Source organism: Candidatus Eremiobacteraceae bacterium (genome assembly GCA_035314825.1).
GTDB lineage: Bacteria > Vulcanimicrobiota > Vulcanimicrobiia > Eremiobacterales > Eremiobacteraceae > JAFAHD01.
Window position 1 is genome coordinate 1 of record DATFYX010000070.1, and the last position, 13,235, is coordinate 13,235.

The 13,235-nt window shown below is 66.0% G+C and carries 15 protein-coding genes; 10 read left to right on the top strand and 5 right to left on the bottom strand.

Going from position 1 to position 13,235, the window contains the following annotated elements; genetic code table 11:
- The 5 genes from VKF82_09530 to VKF82_09550 form a co-directional block, all read left to right on the top strand.
- Positions 1–1,352 (top strand): GMC family oxidoreductase N-terminal domain-containing protein (locus VKF82_09530; protein ID HME82303.1); only part of this gene is annotated, 1,352 nt, incomplete at its 5' end.
- A 206-nt stretch (positions 1,353–1,558) separates the two neighbouring features.
- Positions 1,559–2,533 (top strand): formylglycine-generating enzyme family protein, encoded by a 975-nt coding sequence (locus VKF82_09535; GenBank protein HME82304.1) that lies wholly within the window; start codon positions 1,559–1,561, stop codon positions 2,531–2,533.
- A gap of 10 nt (positions 2,534–2,543) precedes the next feature.
- The gene (locus VKF82_09540; GenBank protein ID HME82305.1) at positions 2,544–3,386 is read left to right on the top strand and encodes a DUF2092 domain-containing protein; all 843 of its coding nucleotides are present in this window, start codon (positions 2,544–2,546) and stop codon (positions 3,384–3,386) included.
- A 10-nt stretch (positions 3,387–3,396) separates the two neighbouring features.
- Positions 3,397–4,341 (top strand): DUF6515 family protein, encoded by a 945-nt coding sequence (locus VKF82_09545; protein ID HME82306.1) that lies wholly within the window; start codon positions 3,397–3,399, stop codon positions 4,339–4,341.
- A 9-nt stretch (positions 4,342–4,350) separates the two neighbouring features.
- A complete protein-coding gene (locus VKF82_09550; protein ID HME82307.1) occupies positions 4,351–4,749 on the top strand; it encodes a hypothetical protein in 399 nt (132 codons plus the stop codon).
- Here VKF82_09550 and VKF82_09555 read toward each other — a convergent pair.
- The 3 genes from VKF82_09555 to VKF82_09565 all read right to left on the bottom strand — a co-directional run bounded on the left by VKF82_09555 (position 4,719) and on the right by VKF82_09565 (position 7,275).
- Positions 4,719–6,056 carry a hypothetical protein gene (locus VKF82_09555; GenBank protein ID HME82308.1) on the bottom strand — a complete coding sequence of 446 codons (1,338 nt, stop codon included), beginning with the start codon at positions 6,054–6,056 and terminating at the stop codon, positions 4,719–4,721. The two genes, VKF82_09550 and VKF82_09555, sit on opposite strands and share 31 nt — an antisense overlap.
- Positions 6,057–6,200: 144 nt before the next feature.
- Positions 6,201–6,656, bottom strand: a complete 456-nt coding sequence (locus tag VKF82_09560) for a hypothetical protein (GenBank protein ID HME82309.1) — start codon at positions 6,654–6,656, stop codon at positions 6,201–6,203.
- On the bottom strand, positions 6,643–7,275 hold the full coding sequence (locus tag VKF82_09565) for a hypothetical protein (GenBank protein ID HME82310.1): 633 nt from the start codon (positions 7,273–7,275) through the stop codon (positions 6,643–6,645). Before VKF82_09565 ends, VKF82_09560 begins: the two co-directional genes overlap by 14 nt.
- Before the next feature lie 52 nt (positions 7,276–7,327).
- Between VKF82_09565 and VKF82_09570 the strand changes: the two genes are divergently transcribed.
- The 3 genes from VKF82_09570 to VKF82_09580 all read left to right on the top strand — a co-directional run bounded on the left by VKF82_09570 (position 7,328) and on the right by VKF82_09580 (position 10,596).
- On the top strand, positions 7,328–9,409 hold the full coding sequence (locus VKF82_09570) for a hypothetical protein (GenBank protein HME82311.1): 2,082 nt from the start codon (positions 7,328–7,330) through the stop codon (positions 9,407–9,409).
- Between the two features lie 108 nt (positions 9,410–9,517).
- Positions 9,518–9,910 (top strand): hypothetical protein, encoded by a 393-nt coding sequence (locus VKF82_09575; protein ID HME82312.1) that lies wholly within the window; start codon positions 9,518–9,520, stop codon positions 9,908–9,910.
- 98 nt (positions 9,911–10,008) lie between these two features.
- Complete coding sequence (locus tag VKF82_09580) at positions 10,009–10,596, top strand: dihydrofolate reductase family protein (GenBank protein ID HME82313.1); 588 nt, start codon at positions 10,009–10,011, stop codon at positions 10,594–10,596.
- Here the strand turns inward: VKF82_09580 and VKF82_09585 are convergent.
- Positions 10,580–10,954 (bottom strand): cupredoxin family copper-binding protein, encoded by a 375-nt coding sequence (locus VKF82_09585; GenBank protein HME82314.1) that lies wholly within the window; start codon positions 10,952–10,954, stop codon positions 10,580–10,582. The two genes, VKF82_09580 and VKF82_09585, sit on opposite strands and share 17 nt — an antisense overlap.
- A 32-nt stretch (positions 10,955–10,986) precedes the next feature.
- Positions 10,987–12,195 carry an MFS transporter gene (locus VKF82_09590; protein HME82315.1) on the bottom strand — a complete coding sequence of 403 codons (1,209 nt, stop codon included), beginning with the start codon at positions 12,193–12,195 and terminating at the stop codon, positions 10,987–10,989.
- Between the two features lie 73 nt (positions 12,196–12,268).
- Between VKF82_09590 and VKF82_09595 the strand changes: the two genes are divergently transcribed.
- Both VKF82_09595 and VKF82_09600 read left to right on the top strand, forming a co-directional pair.
- Positions 12,269–12,811, top strand: a complete 543-nt coding sequence (locus VKF82_09595; GenBank protein HME82316.1) for a CARDB domain-containing protein — start codon at positions 12,269–12,271, stop codon at positions 12,809–12,811.
- Positions 12,811–13,235 (top strand): ABC transporter substrate-binding protein (locus VKF82_09600; protein HME82317.1); only part of this gene is annotated, 425 nt, incomplete at its 3' end. The genes VKF82_09595 and VKF82_09600, both read left to right, overlap by 1 nt.

The window sequence follows — 13,235 nt, forward strand, 5'->3', positions numbered from 1 at the left end:
ATGTCGCAGATTTCAACCAGCTCGAAGCGGACTCGATGGCACGCTACTATCTCGACCATGCGCTGGCGGCGACCGACGATCTCGGCGTCGTGCTCCTGGCCGGCGCGTGCGTCGGCGGCGGCACGACGATCAACTGGTGCACGTCGCTGCGCATCTCGGACAAAGTCGCGGCGCAGTGGAGCGAGGACAGCGGCAGCATCGATTTCGCGGCGGGTCTCGCGCCGCATTACGATGCGGTGTCGGCGCGGCTCGAGCTCGCATCGTCGAAGGACCATAACCGTAACAACGCCTTGCTTCTTGCGGGCTGCCAGGCGCTCGGGTGGCATGCGGCAGAGAATCCGAAGAACAGCGTGGGCTGCGGCGAGGGCTGCGGGTATTGCGGTTTCGGCTGCGTCTACGGCGCCAAGCGCTCGGGGCCCGCGACGTACCTGCGCGACGCGGTCGCCGCCGGCGCACAGATCATCGCCGAGGCGCGCGTGGACCACGTACTGCTCCAGCGCGCCGCGGCGGCGGGCGTGGCAGCCACATATAAAGGAAGAAGATTGCACGTCCACGCGCCTACTGTGGTGCTCGCCGCGGGCAGTCTGCGCACGCCAGGCATCCTCGCGCGCAGCGGGGTGACCTTGCCGCACGTCGGGCGGCATCTCAAGCTGCACCCCACGACCGCGCTGTTCGCGAGCTTCGACGAGCGGGTGGACACGTTCGCCGGGCCGATGCAGACCGTGTACTCCGACCAGTTCGGCGACCTCGACGATGCGTACGGAGCGAAGATGGAAGTGGCACCGGCGCATCCGGGTCTGTCAGCGTTCTCGCTGCCCTGGCGTTCGCGCGAGCAGCATGCCGCCGCGATGCGCGAAACTCCGTATGCAGCTGCGCTGATCTCGCTGACGCGCGATCGCGGCGAAGGCTTCGTCGGATTGGATGCGCGCGCCGACGTGCGCTATAAAGTCAACGAGTACGATACGCGCCACATGCTTGACGGGCTCAACGGATGCGTCGAGGTCGCTTTTGCCGCCGGCGCCCGTCGGGTGATCACGTTGCATCAACGCATCATGGAACTGACGCGTGACGAAGCCACGCCGGAGCGGCGGCGCGCATTCAGCGAGGCGATCCTGCTCAACGATGCCGGGCCAAACCGGATGGCGGTGTACTCGGCCCATCAGATGGGCACGTGCCGCATGAATCGCGACGCCACCAACGGCGTCGTGGACGAGCGCGGCGCGGTGCATGCGACGCAGGGTCTTTATGTGGCGGACGGATCGGTCTTTCCGCTGGCCTCAGGCGTCAACCCGATGCTCACCATCATGGCGCTGGCGCACCGCACGGCGTCGGGGATCGTCGCCGGTGTGTGACGCGTTGGACGGTCGAATAAATTCGACCGCTCCACGACCCGCTGGCTAGCACGATCAGTCCCTCGAGGCGCAGTAGTATCTTCGGGGCGCCTGCGACGCTCGGAGCAGTTAGCATCTGGGCGCGTTCAGAGAACGCGCTACTACATCCTCGGCCCGCGCTCAAGAGCGCGGGACTACGTGCTGTGCGGCGCGAAGCCCGGCGCATCATGAAGACGACACCCGGCCCGGCGACCAACGCCCAGGATCCGCCGTTCCCCAATATGGTGTGGATCCCAGGCGGCACGTTCCGCATGGGCTCGGCAGATTTCTACCGCGAGGAGGCGCCGGTCCACGAAGCGACGGTCGACGGCTTTTGGATGGATCGCACGACCGTGACCAACGCCGACTTCAAGAAGTTCGTCGATGCGACCGGCTATGTCACGCTGGCCGAGCGGCTGCCCAACCCGGCCGACTATCCGGGCGGCCTGCCCGAGCTGCTCGCAAGTCCCGGCTCGGTGGTCTTCGCGCAACCGACCGGCCACGTCGATCGGCGCAACCATTTCAATTGGTGGAGCTACGTGCTCGGCGCGGATTGGCGTCATCCGTATGGGCCGGAGAGCTCGATCGAAGGCCTCGAACAGCATCCCGTCGTGCACGTCGCCCTGGAAGACGTCGAAGCATACACGAAGTGGGCAGGCAAAGAGCTGCCGACAGAAGCCGAGTGGGAATTCGCGGCACGCGGCGGACTAGACGGCAAGATCTTCTGGTGGGGAGACGAATTCGCGCCCGGCGGCAAGCTGATGGCCAACACATGGCAGGGCGATTTCCCGACCGAGAATCTGTTGCTGGATGGCTTCGCACGCACGGCGCCGGTGGCTTCGTTCCCCGCGAACGGATACGGGCTTTACGACATGGGCGGCAACGTGTGGCAGTGGACGCAAGACTGGTTCCAGTCGCACGGCGAGGCCGTTTCGTCTGCGTGCTGCTCCGCATCATTCAAGAATCCGCGCGGTGCCGCGCGCGATCAGAGCATCGATCCGCGCGACCAGCAGATCCGCATACCGCGCAAGGTCCTCAAGGGCGGCTCGTTCCTCTGCGCGCCGAACTACTGCCTGCGCTACCGCCCCGCAGCGCGCATCGCGCAACCCGTCGACACCGGCACGTGCCACGTCGGCTTCCGCTGCATTGTCCGAAATACGTAGGAGCTTCCCTATGTTGAACCTTAGGATGTGCGCATGCAAAGGCTCGATCGCCGCAGCGGTTGCGCTGCTCGTGGCGATCGCTGTTCCGGTGGCGAGCCAGGCCGCGCCCACCCCGTCACCGTCGACGCGGCCTGCGGCGCCGCCCACGGCGCCGCCGATCGATCCGCGAGCGTCGAGTCTCGTGAGGGCCGCGAGCGACTATCTCAACAAGCAGTCGTCGTACGGTTTCCAGGCACAGATCGCCGACGACGACGTCTTTCCGCCGGCGTTCAAGGTCCAGTATCACGCGCTGGCGCAGGTGATGGAGCGCCGGCCGAGCGATCTGGCCTTCATCTTCACCGGCGATCGCCGGCAGGTCAACGTCTATGCAAATGCCACATCGCTGACGCTGTACGATCGAGCGGCGAACGTGTACGGCTCGGTGCCGGCCTCGGCGACGCTCGAAAGCACGCTGCGCCAGACGCTCCAGACCTACGACTTCTCGCTGCCGCTGTCCGACTTCATGTACGCCGATCTGTACGGAACGCTCATGCGCAACGTGAAGACCGGATACTATATCGGCAAGAGCACGGTCGCCGGCGTAACGACGAGCCATCTCGCTTTCAGCCAGACCGATATCGACTGGCAGATCTGGATCCAAGACGGCGATCAGCCGCTGGTGCGCGAGCTGGTCATCAATTACAAGCAACTGCCCGGCGCACCTGAGTATACCGCGATCTTCACCCAGTGGGATTTCAAAGCGTACGACGACAGCGTGTTCGCGTTCACGCCGCCCGCCGGAGCCGGGCAGATCAAGTTCCTCAAACCGCATAACGGCGAGACGACGTTCCCGCCACCCCAGAAGTCCAAGTGAGGAGCGCGAGATGAACACGCGTATCATCAACAGACTTGTCATCGGCCTTGCGGCCATCGCGTTCGTGTGGGTCGGGTGCGGCGGCATCGCTTCGGCCTTCCGCGGCGGCGGCGGTGGCGGCGGTTTCCGCGGCGGCGGTGGCGGTTTCCACAGCGGCGGCTACAGTGATTTCAATCGCGGCGGCTTCGGCGGCGATTTCCGCGGCCAGGGCTCCGTGTCTGGCGCGCGCGATGCGTCATTCGACCGCCCGTCTTCGGGCAGCGCTTCCCACAATGCGCAGAACTGGCAGCAAAGCAAGGCGCCGGACGACGCGGGCAGCCACACCAACGTGAGCAGCAACGAGTCACAGCGCCAGAACGCGGTCAGCACCAACGAGACGAACCGCCAGAGCTCGGCGAGCAACCTGTCCGCGCAGCGCACCAATGAAGCGCAAAGCTTTTACAACAACGACGACTGGCACGGCGGCTATTATGGCGGAGGCTGGGGATGCTGCGGGCCGGACTATTCCGGCTGGGGCTGGGGCGTCGCGGGCTTGGCCACGGGACTGGTGATCGGCTCGGCCGTGACCGCCGCCGAGATGCCCGCGAACTACACGACGGTGTACGTCAACAACACGCCATACGCGTACTATGGCGGCACGTTCTACCAGCAGAGCGGAACCAATTACACGGTCGTCGCGCCGCCGACGGGCGCCACGGTCTCACAATTGCCCCCGCAATACACGACCGTATACGCACAAGGCGACAGCACGCCGTACTACTATTTCAGCGGCTACTACTACACCAAGACGTCCAGCGGCTACCAGATCGTGTCGCCGCCCAAGGGCATCATCGTTCCGTACCTGCCCAAGGGGTATACGCAGACCAGCGACAACGGCGTCGCGCAGTACCATTTCGCCGGTCTGACCTACGTGCCGTACTACCAGGGCGGCGAGGTCGTCTATCAGCTCACCTAAGGTCCGATCTTGAGAGCGCTGTTGATCGTGATGAGCATCGTCGAGGCCGGCGCAGGGCTTGCGCTGGTCGCCGTTCCGTCGCTTATCGCGTCGCTGCTGTTCGGCACGCCGCTCGAGGGAGCGATGCCCGTGGTGGTCGGGCGCCTGGTGGGCGTTGCGCTGCTGTCGCTTGGTGTCATGTGCTGGCTCGCGCGAGATGACGTCGACAGCCGCGCGGCCGCCGGTGTGGTCGGCGGCATGCTCGTGTACAACACCGGAGCGACGGCGCTCTTTCTCTACGGCATGTTCGGTCAAGGATTGATCGGCATGCTCACCTGGATCGCGATCATCGTGCACGGAGCGCTCGCGATCTGGTGCGCGGTCTGCCTGCGCGCTGCTTACTTGCCTGGCGGCGGCGTCGCGAGGTAGTCCGGCGGGCATTCCCCGATGACGTACTTGTGCGACGGGTCCGCGGTGACGCCGACGCAGATCCGGTAACCGGCGAAATTCACCGCGCGCAACACGACGTAGATCGTGCCGTCGGGCTTCTTATACTTCGTGCCGTTGCGCAACACGTACTCGATGTCTTTGGGCTGCGTGCGCTCGTCGTGCACCAGCATCGCCGTGAGCTGCGCCACCGCGCGGTAGAACTCGTCGTTGTCGGTGCGATAGTGGAAGCCGATGACGGGACCTTGGTCCAGGGTGGAGTTGAGCGTCGCGTTAAGCCGGTCGATCGCCGCGCTCGGCGTGCCCGTCGGTCGCGGCTTCGGCGTGGGCGACGCGGTCGGCGTGGGCCGCGGCGTAGGCGGCTGAGTGTGCAGGGGGATCGGCAACGGGATGCCGTGCGAACCAGGCGGACCCGCATTGTTGGAATTGCCGGCCGGACCGGGGCTGGACGCGTTGCCTTGTGGGCCCGCGTGTGCGACCGCCGGACCTGGCGGAGCGGAGGTCGGTTGCGCGCTGGCCGCGGTCGTCGGCGCGCTGCTGGGCGCGCTCGTCGGAGCGCTTGTCGGCGCGCGTGTCGGCGCGGCCGGCGCCGCTGTCGGCGCGGTCGTCGGGGCTGTCGTCGGTGCGGCGGTCGGTGCACGCGTCGGTGCGATCGTCGGCGCCTGCGTGGGCTTCGCGGTCGGCGGCGCGGTCGGCGCCTGGGTCGGTTTGGCTGTCGGCGGCGCGGTCGGCGCTATCGTCGGCTTGGCCGTCGGCGTGATCGTCGGCGTGATGGTCGGCGTGATTGTCGGCGGCACCGTCGGCACTTGCGTCGGCTTGGGCGTCGGCGGCAGCGTCGGCGCGGGCGTCGGTTTTTGCGTCGGCTGCGGAGTCGGCTTCGGCGTGGGCGGCAACGTCGGCTGCGGCGTCTGCACCGCGACCTGCGTCGGCGACGGCTCGGGCGACGGAGACGGCGATGCCTTGGGCTGGATCGTCGGATGCGGATGCGGTCTGGGGTGCGGCACCGGCGTGGGCTGCGGCGTCGCGCCGTGCTTGGCGGCGAGCTCGACCGGGACGGGGACCGTGACCGCGCGATGGACGACGACCGGATGCGGGCGCGGAGTCGGACGCGGCTTGGGTGGTTTCGCGGGGGGCTGCGGCTGCCGGATGAGAGTCTGGACGATGACGTTCTGACTGTTCTGCACCGCCTCGCTCTGCAGGCCCGACTCGATATACGCGGCTGCGAGCAACAGTAGGAGCAGGACGAATAGTAAGTGGACGACCACCGAGGATGCAAAACCGAGCGACAAATTCCAACGGTTCTCCCGCCGGACTCGCTCGACCGGTGTTAGTTCGCTCGGTGGCGGCAGCATGCGGTCCCCCAAAGACGTCGACGTTGCCGTACGGCTGAATGATGCCTGCCTAAGACCCGCACGGGAGGATTCCCTTTCCGGTCAGGATTTCAGGTAGGTTTTGCCCGTGCTGTCGACGAGCTCGCCCGCGGTCGTCCATACCTCGTTGCCGCGCAGGTCTCCATCCTGCACCATGACCCGGACTTGGACGTCCTCGCGTCCGCCGTATTCGTATGGCTTGACTTCCTCGACCACGGCGCGCGTACCATTGGACAACACGAGCGTGTGCTGCCCGATGGCTGTGAGCGCCGCCTGGCTCTTCGCGTAGACCGACGGGTTGCGGGCCGCTTCGATCGTGAAACGCAAGTACGTCTGCAACCAATATTCGTTGTAGAAACCCCAGCCGAACTGCTCGTCGCCCACGGCGCCGCTGAAGCGCACCGAGTCGCCCTTTTGCGGCGTGCGAGCGTAGGGATTCGCGTCCGCGCTCGCGGCGAACGGCATCAGGCAGACGAATGCGGCGATCGCGAGCGCGATCGCGCGGCTAGAGCGTGCCATATGGATTCGGCTCCGGCGATGGCGATTGCGGCGCAGGGCTCGGCGTGGGCGTGGCCTGCAGCTGCTGTTGCTGTTGCACGGGTTGCACGTTTTGGTTCGGCGCCTCGCCGCACAGCGTCGTGAGCGCTTGACGCGCTTCGGGCAGCGACGGCTGCGTCATCAGGCGCGAGTAGATCGCGGACCACGCGACGCCGTTGATGATCGTCGACATGCTTTCGAAGAGGACCTCGTGTCCGTCGATCAGACCGGCGTACGAAAGGTAGTGCGCGGAACGTCCGCACGTCGTGGTCGCCTGGTCGGCTCCGAGCCGGAATCCGGCGAGACTCTGCTGCAGCTGCGCGATGTCGTGCTGGCCGTATGCCGCCGTCGAGAGCGACGTCTTCTCGACGCTGACGACGATGTTCTGACGAAACGCCGTATCGCCGGGATGCACCCACACGCCGAGTATGCCCTTCGGGGGCGCTATGGGCGTCCATCCGGCCGGCGGCATGAACGGGGCTTGACTGCCGCGCACTTGGGCCGCGACGACGGTCAGCGCCACCGCTGCGACGAGCGCGGCTGCGATCTGCCGGCGCGCAATGAAGGCCGTCGCAAGAGCGTGAATCCACGTGGAGCGCATGGATTATATATCGGTTCTTGGGGCGTCCGACGTTACGGGGGCCGTCCGTCAGATGCGGGCCATCGTGGCCGGCCTGATCGCGTGGGCCGCGTCGGTCGCATGGCTTGCCTCATGCACCCCGGCAGCGGCCGCGGGCCCACCGCCGCCGGATGTGGCGCTCTCGTTGCGCGACGGCCGGTTCTTACATCTGGCGCCGCTGCCGTTCGGCACGCTGGCTGCGACGCCGGTCGGGGCAGCGCAATTCGACGGCAGCGGCACGCGCGCCGTGCTGTTAGCCGAATTTCCGGGCGCAGGTGTGCACGGCGATTGGCGCAGCGCGAATCCGACGTTCGCCTATCTGCTCGACGCGCAACGCCGCACGTTGACCCAGCTCTCGAGCGACGGGCACGCCGGCGCCGTCGCGTGGACCGGGATCACAGACGTGACGATCCGCGAGGGGTCGCGCGAGCCGTACGATCTGTCGGTGGCGGGAGCGGCGGGTGGCGCGTTGCCGCCGGGCCGGCTGCGCGCCTCTGACGTGCCGGCGAACGCGGCGTTCGTGTCGTCGAAGTCCACCGACCGGCTTGCGGTCTATAAGACGTCCGATGGATCCTACATCGTGGTGCAGATCGGCGCGCGGCGCTTTCGCATCGGCGGCGTCGCGCACAACGGCGCGTACGCGATCATCGGCGGGTATCTCGCGTGGATCGATGGACAGCGTCACATCGCTCGACAGATCGCTCGCTTCGGCCCGGACCTAGCCGAACCGCTCTCGTTTTCCGGTTCGCCGTACGGCGATGCGTTGGCGCCGATCCTGCCGCTCGGCAGCCCCGTGTATCAGACGGCGTACCGCAACGGCGTGGCCTACTTCTCATTCTCGTACGGCGTGCAGCGCATCGTCGCCGCCAGCAACGATCTGGTGAACTTCTGGTTTCCGGCGTTGCCGCACGATCCGCTGTTCACCGTCGGCGACGGACTCGGAGCGGCACCTGACGGGTCGCTCTATTTCATACGGCCCGAAGAGGACGTCATGCTGTTCACCCGCGGTGGACGGTACGTGCGCGCTGCCATGAGCGGTCTTGACTCCGTGCGCAACCCAAGCGAGCTCGACCGTGGCTTCCCGGCCATCGATCCGTCCGTTAGCGCGTTGGATGCTGCGCTGCTCGAGTGGCGCTTCTATCCGGTCGGTGACGTCAGCGGACAGCGCTGGATCGGGTCACACCTGGGCCGGGTGCTCATCGGCGATCGCGCCGGCCGTTTCATGCGTGTGAATGCGCCGGCGTTTCCGTTCGCGGTGTTGGGACGAACCGATGATGGCCGCTTGTGGGGTGCCGCGCCGATCTCGGCCGCGGCGCGGGGCGCTTTTCATGCGAATCTGTTGAGCGCGTTGTGGTCGACGCGCGACGGGGCGCTCTGGCGACGGGTCGCCGTGGTGCACGGCGATATCGGAGCGATAAGTACACACGGCGGCGAGGTGTGGCTTGCCCTCACGCGCGCGTGGCATGGCATGCCGATGATCTGGCTCGCGCGATTGCCGGGTACGGTCGGTGCCGACGTCGACGATCCCGATCTGCTGCCGACCGCAGGCACGTATTCAGGCGAACAGCTGGCGTTCGCCGATCTGCCGTCGGGCTTCTATCTGATCTGGGGCGCGACGCCTGGCCGGCGGCTTGGGGGCGAGGGCGGACCGCTCTGTGGCTTTCGGATCGATGCCGCGCAGTTGAGCGCGCGCGACTCGGCCGGCGAGAATGTCTACACGAGCCAGCGCTTGATGCCGTCGACCGATCCTTCGTTGCCGGCTGCCGGCGATCAGATAACGGACGCGGCGGAGCTGCTTGGCCCATCGCTGTCGCTTGCGAGCGGTCTAAGCGGCGGCCGACGTTTGACGATCGCGACGAACATCGCTGCCGATCCGGCTGCTTCGACAAACGCGACGATCATGAGTCTCGATCAGGAACGCGCGTACGAGTTGAAGTATGCGGGGCAGCCATTTCCATTGGCGATCGTGCGCGCCGATGTGCTCGGCGATACCGCATTCGTCACGCGCACGCTCGAATACGGACCGCTGCATGCTCGGGGGACGGTCGAGCGTTGGACCAAGACGTCGAGCGGTCCGTGGCAGTTCGCGGGCGTCACGTCGCGATTCGCCTACTGAGCGCTTGCATACGGCATGTCCCGAAGGAGGATGGCGCCGCGCGTCTGGGAAACCGAACGACACCCGGGGTGCTTTGATTGCATACCCGTTTGATGGAGGCCCTTGACGATGAAATTTTGGTCAAAGCTCCTGGTTCTTGCTGTTGCCTTCGGCGCTTTGTGCGCCGTGGCAAGCGCAGCGGCGACCCCGATCACCGTGACACTTCATGGCCCGAACAGCATGGTCGGCGGCGGCGCCGGCATGTGCCCGCAAGTGGAGCAGTTCACCGGTAACATCCACGGCTCCGCGGGAACGGCCGTCACGTACAGATTCGAGCGTAGCACAGGGGAAAAAGAAACCACGCACTCGGCGACGATCCCCGCGTCAGGATCGAAGCAGGTGAGCGATACCTGGACCGTTGGCAAGAGTGGCTCGTACTGGAATGAGCTCCATGTCCTCACGCCCACGAGCGTGGCATCGGACAAGGCCCCGTTCCAGGTCAACTGTCCGGGCGGAATGTAAGCACAGCGCCGAATACAGGGACGGCGGGCGCGCGATCGCGCCGCCGTCTTTTTTTGGCGCTTCGGCATTTTTCTCAGCGACGACGCGACAAGGTCAAAATGCGTCTTCGGCACGAAACTTTTCGTATGTCGAAGTTAATCTACATGACCAATACGTCACTCGACGGTTACATCGAGGACGAAACCGGTGCCTTCGATTGGGTCAATCCCGATCCAGTATTCGCGTTCATCACTGAGTTGTTGCGGCCGATTGGAACCCTTCTCTTGGGGCGGCGACTCTATGAGACGATGACCTTCTGGGACGCGCCGGTGGAGGACTATCCGCCCGAACAGCGCGACTTCGCACGGCTCTGGCAGAAGCCCGAGAAGATCGTCTTTTCACGAACGCTGACAGCCGCTACGACGCGCAACACGCGTGTCGAGCGGGATTTCGACCTCGAGGCCGTTCGGAAGCTCAAACGGGAATCGGAGCACGACATCAGCATTGGCGGCGCCGAGCTTGCAGGGCTTGCGCTCGAAGCCGATCTCGTCGACGAATGTCACCTGTTTCTCAACCCGGTGATCGTCGGCGGCGGAAAGCCGGCATTCCGAGCCGCCCTACGACGGAATCTCGAACTCCTTGAGACGCGCCGTTTCGGCAGCGGAGTTATCCACTTGCACTATCGCATGTTCACTTCGGACCCGTGACGACGACGGTGCCGACCATCTGCGGGTGGTAGGAGCAGATGTATTGGTACGTACCGGGTTTGTTGAACGTGAACTTGTAGACGCCGCCATGGTCGAGGTTTTGCGAGTCGAACGCGCCGTTGGACGAGGTCGCGGTGTGCGAGACGCTATCGTCGTTGCGCCATTCCACCGTCGTACCGGCGAGGACGGTGATGCTGGCGGGCTTGAACGCATAATTTACGATCGTCACGAGCACCGGCGGCGACGCGCTCGGGCCCGGACTGGCCGGATCCGCGGAGGCACTGCCGCTGATGGCGGCGACGGCGAGAGCTGCGAAGAGTGCGAACACACCGAGCCAACGCGGTAAGGGAGCAAGCATGCTGTCCTCCTTCTTCAACGGTGTAACGCCTGCTATGTCGAGTTCGTTTGCACGGGGCCGTGCTGCCAAGCAAGCGGCGCGAGCACGATGAGCCCGAGCGCACATACGGCGGCGGCCGATCCGAATGCGACCGATGCGCCGGACATCTGCCACAGCAGCCCCACGCCCGCGCTCGACACAAAGTCGCCGATGCCGTTGATCGCGGCCAAAGTGCCGAACCCGGTGCCGCGGATCGGCGCGGGCAAAAGCCGGGTGGCGAACGTGCCCTCCATCGGGTCGACGATCGCAATCGCCGTCGCGGCTAACACGACCGAAAGGACTACCGCCGGAATCGACATCGAACCGAATGCGAGCAGCACCCCGACGATCATGAACAGCGCAAAACCGACAAGCAGCAGCCGTCCGCTGCCGACTTTTTCGCTCAGCACGCTTGCCGGATACGCAAGCGAAGCATAGATCACATTGTGCCCGAGATAGAGCGCCGTCGCGTATGCGATCGCGAGGTGCGGGCTCACGTACGGCGCGAATGCGCGCATGGCCACGAGCACGAGCAGCGTCGCGGAGAAATTCCCGAGTCCGAAGACGCCGGCGCCCAATAGGTAGCGTTTGAAATCTGCCGGCAGGTTGGCCAGCACAAGGTGCAGGGGTTCGCGCGGCGGCGTCGTGCGCGGCCGCTCCACGACGAAGATGTACATGACACCGGCGAGCAATCCGGGGATGAGGCCGAACAGGATGGCGTGGCGCACCGGCATCTGCGCCGAGATGAATGCGATTGCGGCGGCGGGCCCGATGACCGCTCCTACGGTGTCGAGCGCGCGCTGGAAGCCGAACGCGCGATTGATATAGGCCGGATCGGTGTCGTCGACGAGCAACGTGTCGCGGATGGGGCTGCGAAAGCCGCGGCAGATCCACGCGGCCGAGCGCAGCGCGACGACCGCAGGCACCGTGGTGGCCAGTGCGATCGCCGGCATGAATATGCCGACGCCGGTGTATCCGGCTGCCGTCCACGCCCGCCGGTGCGTGGTGTGATCTGCGAGCTGCCCGCCCCACAGCTTGAACGCGGCGGCAAGCGCGTCTGCTAGCCCCTCGACCAAGCCTAGCGCTGCCGCACCACCGCCCAGCGTCGCGAGGAACGCAGGCAGCAGCGGGATGATCAGCTCGTAACACGCGTCGGAAAAAAGACTCGCGACGCCGATGGCCAAGACGCTCGTGGTCAGCCACGTTTGCGCGGGCTGCTTCATCGCTCGCGCATATCACCTGCTCGCCGGGAAATCCTTCGGCGTCGCTTCGCTAACCTGAGGGAGCACGATCCACATGCTCGGTCGCCACGGCCTTCTCGTCATCGGCGCGGTCCTCGCCATCGGCTCGGCGGCGCTGCCCACTGCCGGCTCGGCGAACACACCGCCGCCAGTCTATCAGCTCACCTTCAAGAAGATTGACCTCACGATCGGCGGCGTCAAGTATTCCCCGCTCTTGCCATGCAAGAACGGCGTGCCGGGTCTGCGCTTCCTCGTCACCGTCGACAATATCGGAAGGCTCGACCTCTCGGCGGTGCCGTTCAACCAAGCGCTTACGGTGAAGGGGCCAAGCCACAGCGTGATGGCCGACCTGCCCTTTATCGCGGCGGGCGGCTCGGGCAAGGTCCTGGTCAATTATTACCCGCAGACGCCGGAGAGCGCGCACTATCCCAATTCGACCTTCACGTTCATCGTCAACAAGAATCGCGTGATCAGCGAGTCGAACTACGACAACAACACGTATACGACCAAGGTCGCGCTGACGGAGCCGCCGTGCGGGCCGTCCGCGTCGGCGATGCCGCCGCCGGCGACACCGGCCGCCGCTCCATCGGGCCACTGATGAGCGGCCCGCGCTCAAGAGCGCGGGCCTACGTTCTCGCGATTGCGCTGGTGTTGTTCGGCGCCGGCTGCACTCGCGTCGACCACGCCCCGGTGCATGCGCCGGCGGCCGCGCTAACGTTCAACGTCTCCGAAGATCCGCATTCGCTCGATCCGATCCTGGCGCGCAGCGATGACGAGCGCCAGCTCGCCCATCTGACCTTTGACATGCTGCTCGACGTCGACGCGCGCGGCCGGCCGACGCCGGCGCTCGCGCTCGCCGTGCCGACGGTCGCCAACGGGGGCGTCAGCGCAGATGGCCGGCGCATCACCTATCGCCTGCGCCACGACGTGCGCTGGCAGGACGGCGCGCCGTTCACCTCGCGCGACGTGCGCTTCACGTGGCGCGCGATCGTGGACCCGCGCAACGCCGTGACGAGCACGCG